This is a genomic window from Polaribacter pectinis (assembly GCF_014352875.1).
GTDB classification, from domain to species: domain Bacteria; phylum Bacteroidota; class Bacteroidia; order Flavobacteriales; family Flavobacteriaceae; genus Polaribacter; species Polaribacter pectinis.
The window spans coordinates 2,342,938-2,365,701 of the sequence record NZ_CP060695.1 but is presented as its reverse complement, the minus strand read 5'-3'; the positions used below and the strand labels follow the sequence as shown (position 1 = coordinate 2,365,701).

The following is a 22,764-nucleotide window of genomic DNA, read 5'->3' as shown; positions in this document are numbered from 1 at the left end:
TATTTTTATCTTTTCGTTTTTCTAAAATACAAATTAAAAATATGGCGGACTTTGCAAATAAACACAAGCCTTCGTTTTAGCACTTTCCGCCCTATTTTTTATATACATTGTTGTGCTTTCGTTATTTTCCACAAACTTGCTAGCGTTGGCAAAGACATACTCTTTTGCGATTTTGGGCTTAGCATTGGCTGTAGCGAATTGCAAATGTGTATGGCTTTCAGCGTTGGCTATTCCATTGCAATCGCATACTTCCTTTCTCTTTGTTTAAAGGCTTCATTTCCACCTTCTAATATTTCACATACGTGTTGTTTGATACCTTGAGAATCTAAAGTTATTCCAATAGATTTGTCTTTTTCTTTTGTGTTTTCTAAACTACCAGAAACGTACTGAAATTTAATTCCGTTTTTGTTTGGTGAATCATTTCCATTTTGATTGGCTACAATTATTAATTCAGAATCTGAACCAACCACTATATTTGGATTATGTGTAACTAATATTATCTGACGTTCTTTTTTCTTCTTAATGAGGTATGCAACTAAGTCTTTATAGATTGCTCTATTGTCTAAATCATCTTCCGGTTGGTCAATTAATATTGGACAATCTTTACTGCTAAAATCAAGTAGTAAGAGTAAAACAACGAATGCTTTTTTACCTTCTGACATCTGATTGAAAATATCATCATAAACTATGTCGTAAGATATTTCAAAAAAGTTACTTGCCATTAATTTTTGACAAAGTGAATTATGACTGTATTGACCTTTTAAAGTAATATTCTTTTCTAGAAGCTTTTCAAATATTTGATTTACCGAACTAAAATAGTTTTCGTTAGTATCTAGGTTAACTCCGACTATTGTTTGCCCTTGCTGACTTTGTTGGTTTATACTATTGTATAGTAAATCTTTATATTTACGCTTATTTAGTTTTGCAGATGCCTTTATCTCTAATTTGTCTCTAGACACACTTAAATCCTCTCTGAAAGCTTCTATTTTGTTTAAAAATTCTCGATGTGAATCTTTTATAGAAGTTTTGAAAGCTTCTATTTGTTCTTTTAACTTGTCAACCTCTTTAGTAATTATCAATATATCTGCAAGCTTGTCTTTTTGAATTTTCAATTTGCTTTCAACTTCTCTGTACTGAGTGTTATTCTGAAAAGCCTCCAAACCTTTTAAATAAATTGGGTCTATAATTATTCCTTCTATGATTTTTTCGTTTACGGTTTTAACAGCAGTATTAGAAGTCTGTATTTTGTCAATTTCCGTTTCCCATTCTCTTTGAAACTTTACTTTTAATTCATCAAACTTCCTTTTGATTATTACACGGTTTTCTTCTGAAATTGACACAAGTTCAAATTCAATTTCCTTGTTGATGAAAAACTTCTCTTTTAAGTTTTCAATTCTAGAAATTTCATCTCCTAAAATTTCATTTGATTTAGAAACGGAATCTTTTTGAGCTCTCAATTTTGAATATTTATCTAAATTGTCTTCAGATATTTGAGACTTACTCTTTAATTCAGCTAATTCTTTTGTGAGTTTTTCAATTTCTGCTTCAATACCTTTTTTATCTCCTTTTTCTTTTAAAAGGCTTCGCCTTTTTATTAAGTCTTCCTGAAGTTGAAATATTTTATTAACCTTGTTAGTAATGTCAGTGTTGTTTTCACTACTAAACGTTTCATAGTTCGAAATCAATTGATTTTTAGAGCTATCTTGTTTAATGATATTTTCAATAAGATTATCAAGTTCTTTATTTCTGTTTCTTGCTAATGTGTACATATAGCTTTGTGGAAAGTATTCAATATCTCTATTGTCGTTTACAGTTCCATCTTTCCAAGTAACAACTATGTTGGCAACAACTTCATTTACAAAATTAGTGTAATCTTCATTTTCTGCTTTTACGTCTTTATCGCAGTTTAATTTTTTTGCGATAGCACCCAATAATATAGATTTACCAGTTGAACGCCCACCAATTATTGAGCTTAAATTTTGATTAAAATATATCGTTTGTGGGTTGAAATTTGTGTGAGATATTTTAACGGATTCTATAACTTGATAACCAGCTTTTTGATGTGGTTTCAAACCTTGAATTCTAACTCTTTGTTTAGGCTCGAAAATAACTTGCTTGAGACCTTCGAAAGTCGTGTCTGCCTTTATCCAACAATTTTCTTTTAGAACATATTTTTTCACGTTATGATTATCTGAACAGATTATCATTGGAAGATGCTTCTTTATTGCAGGAAAAACAACATTAACATAACCGTCTTTATCATCTGGCTTTCCTAGTTCATAAAAATCTATAAGTTTTGCTATCAGAGTTTTTTGTGCATCTCCGTGTGGTAAAGAATGAGTAATGTTCTCAACGGAATTGGATTTTTCTCCAGCGTGAATTGTCGCAATTCCTCCTAATTCTTTAATTAATTTAATTGTATTTTCTAAGTTACAATAGACTTCATTAATTTTAGCGCCTTCTCCTTTAATTTTGGATATATTGGTTCTATTTTCTATTTGTCCCCAAATATGGGTTAAGTTACAATCTTCTGAGAAGATACCTATAAAATGAATTGGTGCACGACCTCTAGCGTCTGAAAGAAATTCAATTCCTGGTAAAACAGTAATACCTTTTTCCTGTCCTAATTTTTGTAGTTCGGTAATACGTTCAATATCTATTATGTGATGGTCAGTTATCGCAACTACAGAAATTTCATTGGTAGATAAAGTATCAATGATTTCTTGATTTGTTATTGTTTTATCTCCGTAATCGTATGATGTAGGTGTGTGAAAATGTAAATCCCATTTTCTCCATTGAGAACCTTTTTCTATTTCTTTCATTCTTTAATTTGGTCAGTAGTCACTTAATTCCGTAAACTTATTTCATTCCTAACTTATTATATTACGGTTTTCCTCAATCTAATTCGAGCGTTGGCAAAAAACAGCTCTTTTGGTTTTTAGCGTTGGCTTTCGTGTCTGCAAAAAAAACCAGAAGTGCTGTTTGTGCGGCTGGTTTTCATAATGAAGCACAACGTGATTGTATAAGCAAAGTTGCGATGATTTAGCAGTAAAGTTAGTAAATAATTACGAACCAAGAAAGTCCGTGAGGACTTTCGCAAGTGAGCTAAAACCAGCAATTTTGTTTATACGGTGTTGTATGCCGTTTTTTCTATTTGTAATAGTAATACCAATTACTTTCATAATTCGTGTCAAAATTTTCTTTACTGTCCAAATGGATATTAAAATATTCTTTTTTGAAATACTTAAACTCATCATATTCTTTTAGTAATTCAAAATATTGCTCTTTCCATTTCTTGTGTGTTTCAGAATATTCATATTTCTTTAATTGTTCATCAGTTTGTAAAAAATATGTTACAGAATTAAACCTTCTATCAATTCCCCATAATTCTGGATTATTTATTTCCGTTTTCAGTTTCTTAATTTCTTTTTCAGGTATGTTCTTATTTGCCTCATCTTTTGCAATTGTTTCAAAGTCAGAAAAGTAAACAAATACATTTTTTGATTTATATATTAGTTTAAATAATCTTTTAATCCAATTCGTTTTATTTTCCAATTCATAGTTTGAAGTTATTTCTGCAAACTTTTCAGCAACCTCTTTTTGTTTTCGCTTATCAAAATTATAAGTTTTATTATCCATAAACTTTCCTTTGTCTCTTGCGTATTCAAGACAAATTTGTATTCGTGGTTGAGACTTATTTTTATGGATATAATCGAAAATGATGTTTAAAGTTTTGACATCGTATTTTTGGTCAATCCATTTCGCAAGTGGTTCAAATTCCTTTTTTATTGTTGAAATTCCTTGTTTTATTTTCTTGGTTGATTTATAATCTTTGTCAGAGGTAAATATCATTTTCTTTAGTTCGGAATTTTTTTCTCAAATGGCATACGGTTTTGTATATGAAAAGTAGCGTGTAAGTACTCACATACTTTTCCGACTAAAATAACGTTATTAAATAAGTAATACAAATTAAGTTAGGCGATTATTTAGCTATTTTTTATATACGTTGTTGTGCAAAGTTTTTATTTGATATATTTGCTTGTATAATAAGTATATAATAATTTTTTAATGCAATTACTTCATACAATTGAAGATGTTCATAAAGTTTTTGACACACAAGGAAGTAGTCCGCTACTTGTAACTTGCAATGATTTCAGAGATTGGGTATGTAAGTATGATAGGTTTCCTAAATATTTGTTTAACGAGTTGATAGCATCTGAATTTGCTAAAATATGGGGAATTAAAACACCCGAAACTTGTCTTATTAATGTTAAAAGAGAACATATTCCAAATGAAAAATTTCCGCAATTACAGATAGGTTGGTTTGAAAAGCAATGTTTTGGATCTTTATATCTAGAAACTTCTAAAGAATTAGATCATACTATGGTGTCAATGTTTCAGGAAAAATCTTTTAGAAATAAAATATCTGATAAAACGGATTTTTTAAAAATAGCACTATTTGATATTTGGACAGCAAATGAAGATAGGAATCATAACAACTTCAATTTGCTTTTATCCGTTTCTCCTGATAATATGAGTTTTTTTTATGCAATCGACCACGTAAATATTTTTAATATGTCATTCCTTGATTATGGAATTACAGATTTGACTGAGGATGAATCAATAATTAAAACTGATATAGCAAAAATTTTATTTGGAAAAGACAGGAAATTAACAGACATTGTGAATAACTTGGTTGAAATGTTATACATTTGCACCAAAGAATGTGAAAATAAATTAGACGATATTTTAGATTTAGTACCAGACTCTTGGAATATCGACAAAGTCTTAATTAAGAAAAGAATTATTGACAATTTATTTTCTGATGATTGGAAAAATCAATGTGAATCGAACTTTAGAGAGTTTATACAATCTTTTGTAGCTAATTAAAATGAAAACTATTTATTCAATACTTTACGTTAATTTGAATACTACTCTTAATGAAAGAGTTAGTATAGGCGTTCTTGTGTCTAATGGTTCTAAAAATTATTTTAAATTCTCTTCGGACAAGCTTTCTGCTTTTAAAGGTATTTTAAATAGTGAGAGATATGGTTTAGTTAAAAGTTACCTTAAGTCAATTGATAAAGAGATTGTTTCTGATAATATAGTTGACTCTAATAAATTATTTATTAAAAGAGATTTTAAGAATGATTGGATTAATGAGAGTTATTTAGTTTATCTTTCTAGATATTCAAATAATATTATTCAGTTTTCTGAACCAAAAACGATTGATGTAGATTTAAATGATAATACATTTAAAAGAATTTTTGAAAAATATATTTTTAAATTTTCTAATGACACGAATGTTGAACCTGAATTTAATGTTCATTCTATAGTCAAAAAGCAATTATTTCCTAAAATTCAAGAGAAAGTTAACATTGAAAAGACATTGACCTCTGATGATTTTGAAAATTTATTTGCACCAATAGATATAGATTTTATAGGTGTAAATGGAATACCTGTAGCTGGACAAACAATAGACTTTGAAAAAAGTCATTATTATCTTGAAAATGATGTTACTAGATTTGTGTCTTTAACAAAAGCTATAGAATTAGAAGGTGACTCTAGAGGAAAATATTTTGTTTTAGGAAGAGAACCTCAAAAGAGAGTAAACAAAAACCATTTGCTATGGGAACATATTAGAGATACTGAATTTCTAGAGTTTGTCGATATTAGCGAAGTCGGAATTATTGAAGATTACATTCAAAAAAATAATGTTAGACCTTTTTTTGATTAAAATTAGATACTAACAAATCAGAATGCTTTATTTTTGTGTTAGTATTTCTGATTGATTTTATTTCCTAAATTTTTCAAATTTACCGTAATTTTAAATTTTGCACAACGTGTTGTGTATGATTAGTTGCGTTGGCGAGAACTAAGTTACTAAAAGAAAACGAACCAGAGGAAAATCCGTAGGATTTTCCGAGTACACACAGACCAAGCAATTAATTATACACGTTGTTGTGAGTTGGCTTTTTTCTGTTCGTATTTCGGTATTATTTCGTAAAGGTCAATTCCTTTAGGTTTGTTTTTTAGCATTTCGTCAATCAATTCCGATTTTCCACCAATAAATGTCATTGGACAGTCGTAATCTGTAATTATAAACCAATCATTTCCTGTTGTCGGATAGATTGCACTTGGGCTATCTCTAATTTCGGGTTCAAAGTCCCAGACTTTTGGTAATTCAGATAAATTTCCACGCAATATTTGGTCTTCGTAAATCTCTTTAGTTTTCATTAAAACATAATAAAAGTCAGATTCCAAGTCTCCATATTTTTTAATCAGTGATTGAGTGATAAATTCCAAGTCAGATAATTCAGCTTCTCCCTCGGCTGGATACCAAATGTATTTTGGCCAGTCATTATTTTTTCTTAAATACTTGTCTGCAATTTTTTCTTTTACTTTTTTCGCTGTTTTTAAATTGAATTCCTCGTCATATTTTTTAAAGAATTCCGAATAAGTAAGCCTTTCAAATTCTTCTTCGTTGACATCTTTATCTCTTAAAAAGTTAACTTTTTTATTAAGTTCTTTTGCTTTGTAGTTTATCCAAAAAGGATGTAATAAAATCAAATATTTCTCAAAATTTGGCGGACTACACATAGCTTGTAAATACCAAAAAAAGTTGTCGTGATTGATTTTGACGTCAAGCTCAAATCCTGGTCCTAATTCAGCATATGGTTTAATCCATTTCGGTATGTCGTCTTTTACGAAGTTCATTTTTCAGCTTGCTCACAACGGTTTTGTGTATGAATAGTTGCGGTTTTGTGTGCGAGGAATTTCCGAAGGAAATTCAGACGTAACAAAAATGCAACTGCCTTTGGTTAAGCACTAAACTACGCAATTTTTTATACACGTTGTTGCCATTAGTACTTTTTTTTACATAGAAATCATTCCGTTTTCTTTTTTCCGAAGTATATGTTTTTCTCCGTTTTTAATTTACTCAAACTTGCTTAAATTCCGATTCATATTTTTCCCAAAGAGTGGAAGTCGGAGAGTTTTTTTATTCAGTTCCGTTTTGTGTTTTTTTTCAATACTTGATTAGTAAATTCCGCGTTGCTTAATTTAAATTTTTGTTTTTTATGCTTTAAATTTTCTATTTAAATCATTAAGAAAATAATCTTGAAAGTTCATAAAAGAACATAATTATACTTCCAACAACAACTCCTATATTTCTAACGTAAATATTATATTCTAAATAATGATTTGATTTTTTGTAATCAGCATAATCTTTTTTCAAACCAATCGCACAGTAGATTCCGAAAGCAATAAACAAAATAGCAAATATGTCAAATTTTTCCATTTTCTAATTCAAGGTTTGAGTTTTTCCGTATTAATGGCAACGTTGTTGTATAAGCTTTGTTGCGTTGTTTAAGCAGTGAATTTAATAAATAAAACACGAACGGCGAAATTCCGAAGGAATTTCCCAAGTGAGCCAAAACCAGCAATAAAGTTTATACGGTGTTACCAACAGTTATTTTTTTATTTTCAGTATTTTGATTGTTATAATCCTTTATAATTTCTTTCAAAATTTTCGAATCTTTTTTAAATGTTTTTTCGAATTTTTCCCAATTGGTTAAGGTCAATTTTTTTGGCATTTCAACGATTCCAATTATCGAATCCCAAAAAGCATCCCAATTATTTCCATAAAATTCAGGGAAGTAAAGTCTTTCCGAAAAAATGTCGTGAAAATCTTTAATACTCACAATTTTCCCAAGGTCAATAGTTTTTATTTCAGGGTTTAGTAATTCGTTAAGTTCTTGTTCAACGTCTTCTAAAATTCGGTTTTGATACCATTGTACAGGTTCAAGTTGTTTTTTCAAAACGTCAGAATTCCATTGATTATATTCAGTTTCTATTGGACAATTATCAAGTACGCTTTCATAACCAATTGCAAGACCAATTGTCAGAAATGGTCTTTTAATTTTTTCTTCTTGTTCAAGATATAATTCTCTTAATTTTCGAGTTGCCAAAACAATTTCAATTTTACCAGATTTAATCTTTTTAAGTAATTCAATTGTTCTCCATTTTTCATATTCTTTCCAGTCAAAATGTTTCTTAACAATCGATTTTATAAAATTCTTGGTTTCTCTACTTTTAAAAGTAAAAGCTAATAAATCATTATAATCGTCTTCTTGAATTATATTTTCAAGCTCTTTGTTTTTATAAACCCAACTTTCAAATAATTCCAATGAAATGTCATCGTTTAGGAATTGATAAAACTTGATTCTATTCGGATTTATGTTGGTCATTCTAATTGTTGGTAACGTGTTTGTATAAGAAAAGTTGCGTGGTTTAGGTACTAAAGTTAGCAAATAAAAGCCAAATAGAAAGTCAGCGAGGACTTTCGTAAATTGGCTTTTACCAGCAATTTTTTTTATACGGTGTTGGCAACTGGCTTTATTTTTCCGTCAATAATTTTCTTAATTGTTCTTTTGCTCCTTCTCCTGGTCGATTTGCAAATCCATTTATTAATTCTCCATTAGGATTATAAATTAAATAATGTGGTATTGTTTTAATTCCTAAATCCTCAACAACTTTAGAAACATTTCCGTTTTCTATAAAATAGTTATGACTGTTCGAAAGACTATCAGTTTTAATTGCCTTTTGCCAATTTTCTTTTCTGTCATTTAGAGCCAAATATATAAACTCAATATTTTCATTTTTTAATTCTTTTTTGAGCTTGTTAGATTCTGGCATTGTCTCTCGACAAGGTCTACACCAACTTGCCCAAAAATCAACATAAAGCCATTTTCCTTTGTTGTTTTTTAAAACATTAGAAAAAGTAATTGTATCATTTTTTAAGTCGGTTAAAATCAGTTTGTCAGACTTGCTGAAATCTAATTTATAGTCTTTCTGCAATTTTTCGAGTTGCTCTCTATTTGTCGTGTTTTCCTGTAGTTTTTTAAAATATTTTTCTTTGTCTTTGATTCTGAAATTTTGACCAATTCCGTCATAAGCATTGAAAAGTAAATAATTTTTAGCAACTTGATTAAATCGTCTATCTTTTAAAATAGAGTCAAAACGAATTCTTGAATCTATGTAAAAAGCACCTGAATTTCCATTGTTTTCCTCTATAAATTCCAAATCATACTTCGAAATATTGTTTAAATAATCTCTAAAGAATGAAAATTTCATTAAAGAGTCTGTTTTGGCTAAATCGAAACCGAAAAGTTGCTCAATGGTTTCTTTATCTCTTAAAGATTTGTTTTGTTCCAACCACTTTTTAATATTCTTGAGTTTTTTGTGCTTTTCCATTAACATATTCAAAGCATCTTTTCGATAATTGTAATTTGTCTCCGTAATGCTTTTTGATTTTAATAAAGAATCTAATAATTGTGTTTCTCTAATAAAATCATTTTTTGCTTTGTTGAAGTAATCAATGGAATTTTGTTCATGGTTTTTAATATCGTTATCTATAAAAAGATTTGCAAAAATCAGGTGATGGCTTGTATATTTATTACTGAATAATTTTTTATGTCTATAACTATTATAATTTAGTTCTTCATTATTTACCTTTCTATTAGTTATCTCCGCTTTTGGTATATTATAATTATAATTAAAAACAACGGTATCTCCATTTTTCACTAAAAAGGTATCGTGTATTGAAGTAAAAAAATTGTTTGTAGTGAATTCAAGGTATTCAGAATAGCACTCAATAACTATAGTGTCACGAACATTTGGTTTGGGTAACCACGTTTGTTCGTTATTCATATAATCTAGATATGTAAAACCATTTTTGATGTAAAAAGCTTTTGGACCTAAACTATCTTTTAGTGTTTTTCCAATGCTGTCTTGTTTTATTAAATGAGTATATTTTGCTGGTGCATTTATTGAAATTAAAACAATTTTATTAGGTTTTTTTGTTTTGGGTTCTATCTTGTTAGGTTCTTCTTTGCAGGAAAACAGTAATGTTATTAGAAGGAAAAAGTATATTTTTAGTTCAGATTTCATTTTTTTTCAGCTTGTTGCCAACGTGTTTGTATATGGTTTGTTGCGTGGTTTAGCAAGTAATTTAGCAAATAAATACCGAATAGAAAATCCGCGAGGATTTTCGTAAGTAGGCTAGAACTAGCAATAAATTATATACGGTGTTGTACAATGTTAATTTTTATTTTCGTCATTCAAATTATTACTTGTTTTGGACTCTATATATTCTTTAGCAGCAGTTTCAGTCAACCCAAATTCCATTTCTTTCGATTCAAGAGGTTTAACAGATTTGTGTATTATGTTCAATTCGTGAATTAAATAAGAAAATGCAAAAGTAAATTTCGCTCGAGTATTAATTTTTTCAACATTTTGTGAAATAACAGCTGAAGTCAATTTTGTAATATTAAATAGATTGTTTGATATGTCCTTAACTTTTTGGTCATTAAAAGTGATTGATTCGTACTCGTGAGCACATATATTTCTCAGTTTTCGAATTGAATGCAATGATTTGCACATTTGATTGCTAATTATTCCAAATCTGTAAGCCAAGTCAATCTTATTTGAAAGTGTTGATAATGCTCCATTGTTATTAAATAAAGGGTCATTTGAAGATGGAAACGAAACAAGATATCTGTCAAATATTTTGTACAATACATCATCTATAATCGAACCTGCTAAAATAATACAAGCTCTATCACTTTCATTATTCAGTTGATTTACTTGTTTGTCTAAAATCTTAATTTCTTCTTTCATCTAATATTGTACAACGGACTTGTATAAGAACAGTAGCGGAATTAGATGCTCTTCCTTTCAGTAGGCAAAGTTGGCTATTAAATATAATAGCGGTTTGAGATTACACCCAAACCGCTATTGCTTTTATACCTTGTTGGCATTAGTTATTCTTTTATTATCTTTCTTGTTGTGCTACCTAAATCTGTTTGGATGTACAATAAATAAACACCTGATGACAGAAAAGATGTATTTACATTAGATTCATTTGACTTAGAATTGTCAATATACAATTCAGAACCCTTAAGATCTAATATTTTAATAGTTTCAATCAGATGTGACCCCTCAACTTTAATATTAACTACGTCCTGAAATGGATTCGGGTATGTATTGACAATATTATCTAGTAAAGAAGATTCATCAATACTCAAGGAAGTGAAATCCACGACAGCTAATTCATCATAATATGGTTTAGAACCATTAGTTCCGTTGAATGAATGTCTTTGAGTTACATTACCATTGATAGGATTGTATTCAATTAGGCTACCATTATTTCCGCCGTTTTCACCTGTAGTTGTAAAGTATAAACGGTTATTAGTTGATAATGTCATAGTTCCTTTAGGTGTATAACCTTCAAGATCTAATGTGTAAAAATAATCAACAACACCAGTTGTTAAATTATAAGTGAAAAGTGTACCAGCGTTTACGTTATCTATATTTTCTTCTGATGTATTACCATATAAAAGTCCATTCAATTCTGTTAGACCACTATATGGATAAAAACCCTGGTCTTGTATTCCTGATTTGAAAACTTCTAATGCACTGTAATCTGTACCATCTAATTTAATTCTAAATAACACACCTACATCTGTTATATCACCACCTTGTGTAGATGTACCATAAAGATATCCATCGCTACTTTCTATTAAACCATTTTGTGCATTTTTAAAACCGTGATTTGGAGATTCACCAGGTCCAGTTGAATTAAATAACTCCTCTAGTTGATTTGTAGAGGTATTCCAACGAGTGATCGTTCCAAAATCATTTGTTCCACCATTGGAGGTAGCAATATAAAAATGGTTGTTGCTAGCCTGCATTAATTTTGATCTTCCTTGACCGTGAGTAGTTCTATCTAAGGTAGCTAAAACAGAAATAGCTTGCGTACCTAGGTCATAAGTTGATATTATACTATTAAATACACCGACTTCACTTTGTGCACTAATAATGTAGAGCTTTCCATCATTAGCAAGAAGTGGACTATGATTAATGTCACTACCAATTATAGATTTATCATCAAGTGATTCAATTACAGTTAAATTATTTGTTAGAGGGTCAAAACTAAAAAAAGATCCGAACCCAGCGGTAGCTCCAGGGTTATCAACAGGCCCTTCTTCTGTAGTAAAACCATAAAGTTTACCATTTGCTAGTGTTAAACCTCCTAATGGTTTACCACCCGTACTAGTTGTAAAATCAAAAACTTTTTGAAAGTTTTGGCCGTTTTGGTCAACTCTGTAAATGATTCCAAGCCCATTCGCACCTCCTTCATAAGTTGTGCCATACATGTAAGTTTGCGCATGTAATTGAAACGCAATAACATAGATAACTAAAAGTAAAATTTTTTTCATGTCTGTTTTTTATTTGATTATAAATTACAATTTACGATTTTTTTTTAAATTAATGCCAACGTTGTTGTATATGGTTTGTTGCGTGTTTCAAGCAACTAATTTAGTAAATAATTACGGACAAAGAAAGTCCGCGAGGACTTTCGTAAGTAGGCGAGAAGCCAGCAATAAATTATATACGGTGTTGGCAACAGGCTTTATTCAGATATTATTTCATTCAGAAATTTCATTAAATTAACTTTTGAAATATTTTTATTTCCTTCTTCTCTTAAAAAGAATTCAAAATAATTTTGTTCATTGTTAAGTCGATATTCCGCTAAATAGATATCACATAAGCAAATTTGGTCTTCTTTAGTCGGTTTTATGTTTTCTTGCAATAACTTTTTATTGATAAACTCTAAAATTTGTTCTTTCTTTAATTTCAGAGTTTGCTTTTTTCTAAATTTTTGATATTCAGGTTTGTCAATATATTCGTCTAGTAAATATGTATATCGAATAGAACTCCATTCTTTTCCATTTCTTTTTATTTCTATTAATTCCTCAAATACAGCTCCGCCTTCTGGAAATCTCCAAATTCTCATAATTTCATCAGAGTCAAAAAAGTCAAAAGCACCAAGTTTTCGCAAATCGTTTGGAATAGTTTTCAGTTTATTAACTTCTTTTAATTCCTCTTTTTCAATTTGAGCAATTTCCTTTTTTAATTCTACTTTATTTAATTCAGATTTTGATTGGTTTTTACACGAAACCAAAGTTAAAATCAGAAGTAATATGTTCAATGTGTGTTTCATTTTTTAGCTTGTTGCCAACGTTGTTGTATAAGAAAAGTTGCGGTTTTGTCAGCGAGGAATTTCCGAAGGAAATTCAGAAGTTGGCAAAAATGCAACTGCCTTTGTTTAAGCACTAATTTAGCAATTTTTTTTATACGGTGTTACCACACGTTTTTTATTCCGCTATTTTTAATTCAGACAATAATTGTTCATTCGAAAACCCAGAACAACTGTCGTCTTGAAAATTCAACTTTTCAATTCCATTGTTAAGATTATAATTGATTCCGAAATTACAAGAATTGTCAGCATTTTGCATTAGATTCAGTTTACGCTCAAACAATGCTATTTTTTCTATGACGGATTCTGTTATTTTTATTTTTCCACGTTTTATTCTTTTTCCGTTTTTGTAATATTTATATTTTAAAAATCCGTTTTTAGGTTTTAAAATCAGTTTGTCAGATTCAAAAGTTTGATGTCCCCAAGTTGTGTTCAAAATCCAACTTTCATTATTTTCGATTGATTCTTTTATTAGAGATTTTTTCTCGTAATCTTTAAACTTGTTTACGCAAATTTTTATTTCAGTTAGTTCCTTTGTGTTTGTAAAAATTGTATCGATTTTCTGTCCAAAAATATTCGTGTATTGAATTTTTAAAAATTCAGAATTGTTCATAATTATCTTCTTATGATTATTCCAATATTTATCTTCTTGAATAAAATTCTGTTCAGTTAAGATTTTCGGATTTGCTCTTTTTATTGAGAACATTGTACCATCTTTATAAATACAATTATATGTTACTAATTCAATTTTATTTTGAGCGAATAAAATGATTGATGTAAAAACTAAAATTGTCGATATGTAGAATGTTTTTCTCAAATGTGTGGTAACGGTCTTGTGTATGAAACGTAGCGTATAAATAAACACTAACTTTTCGGATTTAGCACGAGCCGAATTTTTTATTTTTATGTTTAATTTTCTTTTCTAAATATAACCAAATAAAAAATTTGGCGTACTTTATAAATAAGCAAAAACCTCTCGAAAAGCCTATATTAGCTATGTTTTATACACGTTGTTAGCCACTGGCTTTTTTCCGCAAACTTGCTAGCGTTGGCAAAGACATACTCTTTTGCAATTTTTGGCTTGTGTATTGGCTGTAGCGAATTGCAAATGTGTATGGCTTTCAGCGTTGGCTAAAATCCGTACAATTCCGCAATCATTTTATTATTCTCTGTTTCTAATTCAATTTCATAATCTCCAGAAACTTTAACTTGTTCGATAATCTGTTTTATGTTTTCTGTTATAGTATCTTCTTGTTCAATACTTGGTTGTATAAATGGAATACGTTTTATGTAATTAGAAGAGTTGTTTGTTGAAGGATTTATTGTTCTAATTAACTTATTGCAAGTTGGTGAATTGAAAAACGCAAGGAAATAGTGGATTAAGCTTTCTTTTTTTGGAAATATTCCGACTATTGATTGGTCGAAAAGTCTATTTTCAATAATAGCACCAGTTATTGAACTAGAACTAACCATTGGTACAGCTATTCCTTTTCTAAAATAATATGAAGAATTTTGATAACGAGCTTTTTTATCTTTTTTGTAAAAACTAACTATATCACTTGACCATTCCATAAACCAATTGTCAGCTTTGTAATATCTTACATTTCCACCTTTAACTATTGGAACATATATTTGCTCATTTTCAATTCCATCTAAAGGTCTTGAGCTACAGTCATAAGTTATTTTTTCTTTATCAACTTCGTCATATCTTTTTGAATTACGAATCTCTTTGCTCAAAACTTTTAATCTATCCTTGTCATTTCCAGAATAGAAACCTGTTGCACAGTCGCAAACTTCTCCAATGCTCGTTTTCGCCTGTCTAATACAATCAGAAACACTAGGATTCGTATTGGTTAGAAAAATATATCCATCATTTTTTAAAACGTTTTTCTGTTGAATATTTAGTTTCGTTAGGTGTTTTATTTTTTCATTTCCTAGTTCCTCAACGGATTTATAATCTTTAATTATTCTGAATGTGTTTTCTAAGTTTAATTTATAGTCACTAGATTTCTCTAATGCAATGATTGATAAATTTGCATAGCCAAAATTAACTCCAGGAAAGTACGAGGAAGGAAATAAAGCTATCTCTTTTATTTTGGTGTTAGATAATATGTACTTTCTAATATCCTTGTGCATATTTAGGTTTAGATAAGTGTCAGGAATTATAAAAACTAATTTTCCGCCTTCATTTAATGATTCTATACTTCGATAAAGAAAAAGAGAGTAGCTTTCTTTTGCGTAAAATCCGTTAAATCTTTTCTTTAAAGTAGCTCTGTCAATTGTGTTTCTCCAAGCTCCATATGGCGGATTAGCTATTACAGCATCATATTTTCCACCCATTGAACATAGAAACTCCAAATCTAAATCCGTTAATGTGTCTGTTTGTTTAATCGATATGTTTTCTAAATCTTGATATTTTGATTTCAAAGTATCACAAGCATTTTCGTTCAGTTCAAATGCGTCTATTTTAATATTTTGATATTTATCTAAAATAGGGTCAATAAAAACACCATCTCCTGCACAGGGTTCAAATATTGACTCTGTTCCGTCTAAGTCTAACAAGTCAACCATATATGAAACGATTGGCTCTGACTTAGTATAATATGCTTGAAATATTCTTTGTTCACTAATCATAATCTACCAAGTTAAATATTGAGTTAAGTCGTTATCCTCTAAATGTTTTACAAAATCGCTATCTAAATCTTCAGTCCAATTTATATTTTCAACAATCCAAGTGCTAATATCAAATCCAGAATATTTATGAAGCTCGCCATAAGTTTCTGCCCCAGAAAATGCACTCCACGTTTTTGAATTTTTTAAAGTGTTGAAATAATTATTGTTTTCAGTTGCTCGAACAAAAATCAGTGGTTGATAATCATCTTCTAGATTATGATAAATACTTGCAACAAGAAGAAGTCTATTTACATTACCTTTTTCATTAGAACCAAAACCACTTTTAAAATCTACTACATATTTTTTACCTTCAAATATAAAGTGTAAGTCTAATTCAAGTTGAATTTCTCCAGACATAACTAAACTCCATACTTTATCGTAGTACTTATTAAGTTGTTCTTTTTGTTCTGCTGAAATGTCTAGATTGTTTATATATTCTTGAACTTCATCAGCCAATTGTTTTTTAACATCAGCGAAAAGTGGTGGAACAAATAACTCTAAATCGTTAATAGGATATTCAAATGCCAATTTGCAGAAAGGCTCCCATAATTCTCCAATTCTTCGTGAAAAAGCCATATACTCATAAGGCCATACAGAATGTCTAACTTCTAGCATAACTACATAATTGCAGTAGGTAACCATTAAAACACATTCTAAAATCTCTTGATTTGACCAATCGTCTTTCTTGCCTTTTTGCTCTACTATCTCAATTATTGTATTCCTAGCTCTAACAAGTAATGTGTTTAACTTTTTCGCTTTCTTTTTAAATTCGGTATTACCATATTCCTTATTAACCTCTGCAATAAATTCGCTTGACCTATCTCTAAAGTATTTTAAGAGTTCTGCTTTATTTTTGGCTGTTTCTTTTGTAATGTCCATTAGCTCTTTTGAGTTTTTAAATATTCTATTTTCTTTTCGGCAACTTTCATTGCAATTAAACCTAAGTCTTCGTCTTGCACTTCATATACAAGTTTGTCACTAAGCCAAGCTATTACGACTTCATTCTTTTTATCTTCATAAAATTCGGAAAGTGCATTGACTTGTTCTTTTGTCGGCATTCGGTCATTTCGCTCAATTTTACTAAGAAGCGTTGGGTCAAGAGATAATTCCGCCCCAACTTCTCTCAGAAGAAGTCCTTTTGATTCTCTTAATGCACGTAATGTATCTCCAATATTTTTCATAAGTCTATTTTTGACTTGACAATATTTGGCTAATATAAGTATTTTTTCTGAATTAGAGTGTCGAGCGTGGGAAAAAGGCAAGCTCTTTTTATTTTTTGAGGCACGAAAAAAATGAAATGTGCTTGACTGTGCGGTTGGTTTTTCAGCTTGTGGCTAACGGTTTTGTATATAAAAAGTAGCGGATTTTTATGCACTCACTTTTCGGTTTATAACATACCTTTAATTAATTCATTTTCTTTTGATTAAGCGATTAAACCGCTATTTTTTATATACGTTGTTAGCACCAGTACTTATTTTATTTTTCCGTCTTTGTATTTTACTTTTTTAATTCTTTTTCCTGTATTTATGTCGATAAATTCCGTATTTCCATTTCTTAAACCATTCTTAATTTTACGAATTTCTTTAATATTATCTTCTTCGTTAATATAAGTGAACTTTCCAGAGAATAAAGCATCATTTAGATCCAAGTACTTTTCCGAAATAATTATATTGTCGTCATATTCGATTTCTATTTTGACTTTTTGGGGATAGTAATAGTAAGTCCAATCTCCAATTTTACTTTCTTCAAAGTATTCTCCAATAATTAGAGGTCTATTATTTATGTCATAATTCTTATATGTTCCGTCTTTATAAATTTTTGACTTGTCGTTTTCTTTTAGTTTTAATAGGAATGAAATTTCAAACCAATTATGACTTATTTCATTTTCTTTTTTTAACCAATAAACTTGAGAAATTTTTCCGTTTGGCAAGTATTGGGTAAATCTGCATTTATATCTGTTTGAATATTCATCAAAAATTTCAAATTTTCTTTCAGGCTGTTGTCCTATACTATCATAAACAATTAGTTCCCTAAATTTTCCATCATCAAAACGTTTTATTTCTTTTGGTTTATTTTGATTATTCCATTCTGTAAATTTTCCATCAAATTCTCCGTTTGAATAATTTATAGTTTTGTTGATTTCTCCTTTTTTATAATAGTATATCCATTCTCCTTCTCGTTCATCATCTTCATAAGAGCCTTCCATAAAATATGTGTAAGGGTTACCGTCATAATCTTCATCTTTATATCGATGAAACCATTTGCCAATTTTTTGGTCATTTGCAAAATTACCTTTTGCTACTAAAATGTCTAATGAATCTCTTAACTCAAAAGCACCATTCAATTTGTTGTTTTTATAATTAGATTTTTGTAAAACTTTTTGGTAAACCATTCGAGTGCAAGAATCTTTTGGCTTATTGTTTTCGTCTAATTCTGAACACTTGTATTTCTCTTTATTCAAATAGGAAAATCGAGTTGTCAATCCATTTAGTTTTCCTTTTCTATAATTTTCTATTAAGTACAGTTTTTCTGAATAGTGTGTAGGTTTATCGTCATTAGTATATTTTGAATAGTAATTTTTCCATTCGCCAGTTTTTTCATCGTTCAAATAGTTTCCTTCACTACTTAAAGATTTTGTTAAGGAATAGTCTTTCCAATAATCTGTTTTTTTATCATTCTGATACTTCCCTTCTGATATTAAAAATAATTTTGAAACATCAGTCTCTATAACACCTCCAAATACAGTTTTCGTAACATCTAAATATACTTTGTAGTTGCCGTCTAATTTGTCGTTTGTATAGTTTGCTATTATTAAGCTGTCTCCTTTTATATCTTGTGAATAACCATTTTTTAAACCTTTCGAGTAATTTGTTTTTGTTAATATTCTTTCACCTTTTTCTTTATCTATGAAGATTAAACTCCAATTTCCTTCTTTTTCTCCATTCAATAAGGTTCCAATTACTTTTAGGTATAGTCTTCCGCTTTCGTCATCATAATAGTATTCGGTTCTCTCTCCATTTTGAATATCATCTTTGTAGTGAGTTGAATAAGATATTTTATTGTCTTCGTAAGCTGTTAATTTTCCATTTTTTTCATCGTTACTCTGATAATATTCAAACGTTTTATTTCCTTCTTCGTCATACTCTACAAAGTTTCCATTTGCTAAACCATTTTTATAATAACCTGTCTTTTTTAGTTTTCCATTTTCATAATAGACTTTTAAAGCACCATTAATTTTTCCATTTACTTTTGTATATTCAGCTTGTTTTGTGTTGCCATAATAGTAATCGACTTTCTTTCCGTTATCTGGGTCATAAATACTTGACTTTTTTATTAATAAAAATCTGTATGCAGTAATACTTTCGTCAAAACTTGAATAACTATTTTTTTCTCTTTTTTCTGTTGTTATTTTTAAAATAAATTTGCTATTCGCATATGTAGAAATTAATTCATTGTTTTCAATTTCGCTATTTTGAAGTTTGTAACCTTTCGAACTTAGTGAATTTTGGATAGCAGAATATGAAGGCTTATTAAAAACGGAATAACTTAATTTATTTGGAAATCCTTCATAAGTATAAAGGTAAAACCAAGCAGAAGCCTTATCTCCATAAGTTTTTTCATAAGACCAAGTTATAGTGCTATACTTTTCGGAATTTCCCTTTTCAGATTCATAGTATTCCCAATTTTTATTCATTAGAAATTGATTGACACTTTCCCAATTTGATTTGTTGCAAATATTTTCAATGTCGTTCAATGTAAGTCTTTGTCCAAAAGAAATTTGGCTTATAAAGAGTAGTAGAAATAGTAATGTTTTCAATGTAATATTTTTCATTCGTTGGTTTTTCTCGTATTGGTGCTAACTTGTTTGTACAAGATTAGTTGCGATGTTAAGCAATGAAGTTAATAAATAATTACTGACAAAGAAAATCCGCGAGGATTTTCGTAAGTAAACTAAAAGCAAGCAATTAATTTTGTACGGTGTTGGGCAAAGTATTATTATAATAATTTTTGATTTTCAATTATTTTCTTATTTTTCATTTCTTCTTCCATTTTTAGTTTTTTAATCTTTTGTTTTTCTTCTTCTGATTTTTTATCTAAAATTCTTTTTTTAGAACTTATTAATTTATCCATTTCTTCATTTGAATAATAACTTATCCACATATAATTCAAATAATGTTCAGTTTGTTTTTTCTCCTTAAATTGCATTGCTGAAACAAAAAAGGAATCTGAATCATTCTTGTTTTCCAAATTTTTATAATACTCAAAGTCTTCTTTAGTACTTCTTACAATGTTTCCAGAATTTAAGAAAGAAAGTAAAACTGACCTTTCTTTATTTCTAAATAAATATAATTCCTTTTTATCTTCTTTCAGTTTTGGCATTTTATATTCAATATATTCTTTTTTATTTCTGAAAAGTTGAATTAAAGAATTCATTAATATTTTCTGATTTTCTATTATAACTTTTGATTTTTTTAGATTCAAAAATTCTCTATTTAAAATTTCAGATTCACCGTAAAATAAATTAATTGAATTTTCCCCCTTTTGTATTTCAAACTTATACTTTTTAGAATTTAGTTCAATTATAAATTTTCCTAATTCAAGAGTTTTGTCCCACGTTTTTTCCCTAATTTCTTTTTCAAATTCAGATTTTGTCATTTCAGGACTAAAACTTAAAAATATAGGCTTGTAATGATTTTTTATAACTTCGGGTTCTAATTTTTTATTCGTAATTTTTTTCTCTTTTTGACAAGAAGAAATTAGAAAAACTATTACTAAAATTGAAATGATTCTTTTCATTTTTTTTATTTTGCCCAACGTTGTTGTGTTATGGAAAGTTGCGGTTTTGTGAACGAGGAATTTCCAAAGGAAATTCAGAAGTTTGCAAAAATGCAACTAACTTTGTTTAAGCTAAAAATAAGCAATTTTTTATACACGGTGTTGGGCATAGTTATTTTTAATTCCATTTTGTTTTTTCAATGTGTTTTTTCTCAATTGTTCTATTAATTAGTTTTCCCTTTTTGTCAAACGTTTTAATTGTTGTTTTCCTTTTTTTATTTTTATATATTTCATAATATGTCAATTCTCCATTTTCATTGAAGTAATTTACTCTTTTATAATTCAGAGTTAGATTTTCGTAAAAAGTTTGAGTAAGTAATTCTCCGTTTTGTCTATAATTTATAATTTCAATAGGTTTTCCGTTTTTAAATATTCCTTCGAATCTTTTGTTCCCATTTGAGTTAAAATCAGTTTCAGTTCCGTCACAAACTTTTTCGCAATTCATATAATTCCAGCGCTTTGAGTGTAATTCGTTTCCAAATGAAAAGAGAATTTTTGGTATTCTTATTGTGTCTTTTTTCTTTTCTAAAATTATTGAATATTCTCCGATTAAATTTCCACGATTAACGAATATTGTAATGGCTTTATAGTTTATTTCGGGTAACGATTCAATTTCAAATTCCGGTTCTATTATTTTGTTTGAACAATTATCATAAAAGACTAAATTCAATTTCTCTTTTCCATCATTTTGACTAAAAGACGAATAGCTGAAGATTAGTAAAAATGTTAATTTTAGAACGGATTTCATAATTATGCCCAACTGGTTATATGTAATCAAATATATTGTATAATAATTATATTTTAGGGGATAAACCAAGTTTTTCGTTATTATTATCCGTGTTTTTTAATTTCTGTAAAGCTAAATCTAACGGATTTTGAATTTCTAATAAATCCTTTCTTTTTACGTGTGTGTAAATCATAGTAGTCTCTGGTTTCGAATGTCCTAGTAGAGATTGAATATATCTTATATCTACTCCGTTTTCTAATAAATGAGTTGCGTAACTATGTCTTAATGTGTGTGGTGTTACTGGTTTTTTTATATTCGCTTTTAAACAACTCTTTTTTAAAAATTGTCTAACACTTTCAGCACTGTATTTTCCACCTTTCTGCCCTTCAACGAAATATTTTTTTGGTTTGTAAGAATAATAATAATTGGATAGTAGTGGTAGAAAACTTTCAGCTAAACTTACATATCTATCTTTTCGTCCTTTACTATCTTTGATAATTAGTTGTTTTCTATCTATGTGAAAATCTATTAACTCTAAATTTATCAATTCACTTATTCTTAACCCACAAGAATAAATTAATGCAAGAATAGCTCTGTGTTTTAAGTTTTGTGTAGATCTTATAATGTCTAAAACTTCTTCCTGTGAGAGTACATTTGGTAGTTTTCTTGATTTTTTAGGTCTTTCTAGAAATAAGTCATTAATTTGTGTGTGTGGATAGAATGCTATAAATAATTTCAATCCACTAATGAACTGCCTTTGGGAGCTTACTGAATATTTACGTTCAATGAATACTTTTTCTATAAATAACTCAACACTTCTGTTGTTTAATTCGTTTAATGGGGTTTTAGTGTGAAAATTAATAAAATCAGCTACAAAGAATGTATAGGTTTGTATTGTGCTTAAACTATATCTTTTACCCTTTAGGTAAGAGTAATATTGGTTAAGTAGTACTTTTTCATCTTCAGTAAGGTTCCGTTTAAAAAGTGTTTTTTTAGATATTTTACTATCATCTATAATGGCTATCTTATCAAAATATTTATGGACTAATTCTAAATTTTGACTTGTATCTTCAAGATACCACGATCTTAAAGTAATGCTCCATTTAGAACCTTTAATTTTTTTTAAAGTATCTTTTAATAAGTCGTTATACTTAAACTTTAATAATAGTTGAGGTATTTTTCGATGGACTTTTTGTTCTAAAATAATAGTAGGTAGATTATTCATTCTTTTTGTATAGCTCTTAAATTTAATAAAAAAGAATTAATTATTTGTTTTTTGGTATCAAAATATTTTTAAAAGAGTGTTTTTTAAGCGAAGTACTGATAATAAATAATTAGATGCAGAATGTTTCATCATAAAATTTTTTTAAAAAAAAAGTAAAATTATATTTGCTTAATGCTAGGTGATATTTTAGTTTTTTTATAG

General features: G+C 28.7%; 19 protein-coding genes. 2 read left to right on the top strand and 17 right to left on the bottom strand.

What is annotated here, in order from left to right:
* Positions 1–227 precede the first annotated feature (227 nt).
* Both H9W90_RS10480 and H9W90_RS10475 read right to left on the bottom strand, forming a co-directional pair.
* A complete protein-coding gene (locus H9W90_RS10480) occupies positions 228–2,822 on the bottom strand; it encodes a TrlF family AAA-like ATPase (protein WP_187481551.1) in 2,595 nt (864 codons plus the stop codon).
* 328 nt (positions 2,823–3,150) lie between these two features.
* Entirely contained in the window at positions 3,151–3,852 is a 702-nt protein-coding gene (locus tag H9W90_RS10475) for a hypothetical protein (protein ID WP_187481550.1), read from the bottom strand.
* A 216-nt stretch (positions 3,853–4,068) separates the two neighbouring features.
* Here H9W90_RS10475 and H9W90_RS10470 point away from each other — a divergent pair, with 216 nt between their 5' ends.
* Together H9W90_RS10470 and H9W90_RS10465 are read left to right on the top strand one after the other, a co-directional pair.
* The gene (locus H9W90_RS10470) at positions 4,069–4,890 is read left to right on the top strand and encodes a HipA family kinase (RefSeq protein WP_187481549.1); all 822 of its coding nucleotides are present in this window, start codon (positions 4,069–4,071) and stop codon (positions 4,888–4,890) included.
* Position 4,891: 1 nt separating this feature from the next.
* Positions 4,892–5,737, top strand: coding sequence for a hypothetical protein (locus H9W90_RS10465; protein ID WP_187481548.1), 846 nt, complete (start codon positions 4,892–4,894; stop codon positions 5,735–5,737).
* Between the two features lie 212 nt (positions 5,738–5,949).
* On the opposite strand, the gene H9W90_RS10460 is transcribed toward H9W90_RS10465, so the two are convergent.
* From H9W90_RS10460 to H9W90_RS10390, 15 genes are all read right to left on the bottom strand, one after another.
* Positions 5,950–6,717: a hypothetical protein gene (locus H9W90_RS10460; RefSeq protein WP_187481547.1), complete on the bottom strand. Its 768-nt coding sequence runs from the start codon at positions 6,715–6,717 to the stop codon at positions 5,950–5,952.
* 388 nt (positions 6,718–7,105) lie between these two features.
* Entirely contained in the window at positions 7,106–7,300 is a 195-nt protein-coding gene (locus H9W90_RS10455) for a hypothetical protein (RefSeq protein WP_187481546.1), read from the bottom strand.
* A gap of 151 nt (positions 7,301–7,451) precedes the next feature.
* Positions 7,452–8,249, bottom strand: a complete 798-nt coding sequence (locus tag H9W90_RS10450) for a barstar family protein (RefSeq protein WP_187481545.1) — start codon at positions 8,247–8,249, stop codon at positions 7,452–7,454.
* Between the two features lie 148 nt (positions 8,250–8,397).
* Positions 8,398–9,951: a TlpA family protein disulfide reductase gene (locus H9W90_RS10445; protein ID WP_187481544.1), complete on the bottom strand. Its 1,554-nt coding sequence runs from the start codon at positions 9,949–9,951 to the stop codon at positions 8,398–8,400.
* A gap of 150 nt (positions 9,952–10,101) precedes the next feature.
* Positions 10,102–10,680 carry an MltR family transcriptional regulator gene (locus H9W90_RS10440; RefSeq protein ID WP_187481543.1) on the bottom strand — a complete coding sequence of 193 codons (579 nt, stop codon included), beginning with the start codon at positions 10,678–10,680 and terminating at the stop codon, positions 10,102–10,104.
* Between the two features lie 143 nt (positions 10,681–10,823).
* Positions 10,824–12,281, bottom strand: a complete 1,458-nt coding sequence (locus H9W90_RS10435) for a T9SS type A sorting domain-containing protein (RefSeq protein WP_187481542.1) — start codon at positions 12,279–12,281, stop codon at positions 10,824–10,826.
* 194 nt (positions 12,282–12,475) lie between these two features.
* Positions 12,476–13,066, bottom strand: coding sequence for a hypothetical protein (locus H9W90_RS10430; protein ID WP_187481541.1), 591 nt, complete (start codon positions 13,064–13,066; stop codon positions 12,476–12,478).
* A gap of 154 nt (positions 13,067–13,220) precedes the next feature.
* Positions 13,221–13,919, bottom strand: a complete 699-nt coding sequence (locus tag H9W90_RS10425; protein ID WP_187481540.1) for a hypothetical protein — start codon at positions 13,917–13,919, stop codon at positions 13,221–13,223.
* A 314-nt stretch (positions 13,920–14,233) separates the two neighbouring features.
* Complete coding sequence (locus H9W90_RS10420) at positions 14,234–15,736, bottom strand: Eco57I restriction-modification methylase domain-containing protein (RefSeq protein WP_187481539.1); 1,503 nt, start codon at positions 15,734–15,736, stop codon at positions 14,234–14,236.
* Between the two features lie 3 nt (positions 15,737–15,739).
* Positions 15,740–16,654 (bottom strand): hypothetical protein, encoded by a 915-nt coding sequence (locus H9W90_RS10415; protein WP_187481538.1) that lies wholly within the window; start codon positions 16,652–16,654, stop codon positions 15,740–15,742.
* Positions 16,654–16,956, bottom strand: a complete 303-nt coding sequence (locus H9W90_RS10410) for a helix-turn-helix domain-containing protein (RefSeq protein WP_187481537.1) — start codon at positions 16,954–16,956, stop codon at positions 16,654–16,656. Before H9W90_RS10410 ends, H9W90_RS10415 begins: the two co-directional genes overlap by 1 nt.
* 290 nt (positions 16,957–17,246) lie before the next feature.
* Positions 17,247–19,607 carry a toxin-antitoxin system YwqK family antitoxin gene (locus H9W90_RS10405; protein ID WP_187481536.1) on the bottom strand — a complete coding sequence of 787 codons (2,361 nt, stop codon included), beginning with the start codon at positions 19,605–19,607 and terminating at the stop codon, positions 17,247–17,249.
* A 164-nt stretch (positions 19,608–19,771) separates the two neighbouring features.
* Entirely contained in the window at positions 19,772–20,572 is an 801-nt protein-coding gene (locus H9W90_RS10400) for a hypothetical protein (RefSeq protein ID WP_187481535.1), read from the bottom strand.
* Positions 20,573–20,729: 157 nt separating this feature from the next.
* Positions 20,730–21,371 carry a toxin-antitoxin system YwqK family antitoxin gene (locus tag H9W90_RS10395; protein WP_254712475.1) on the bottom strand — a complete coding sequence of 214 codons (642 nt, stop codon included), beginning with the start codon at positions 21,369–21,371 and terminating at the stop codon, positions 20,730–20,732.
* A gap of 34 nt (positions 21,372–21,405) precedes the next feature.
* Positions 21,406–22,563: a tyrosine-type recombinase/integrase gene (locus tag H9W90_RS10390; protein WP_187481534.1), complete on the bottom strand. Its 1,158-nt coding sequence runs from the start codon at positions 22,561–22,563 to the stop codon at positions 21,406–21,408.
* Positions 22,564–22,764 lie beyond the last annotated feature (201 nt).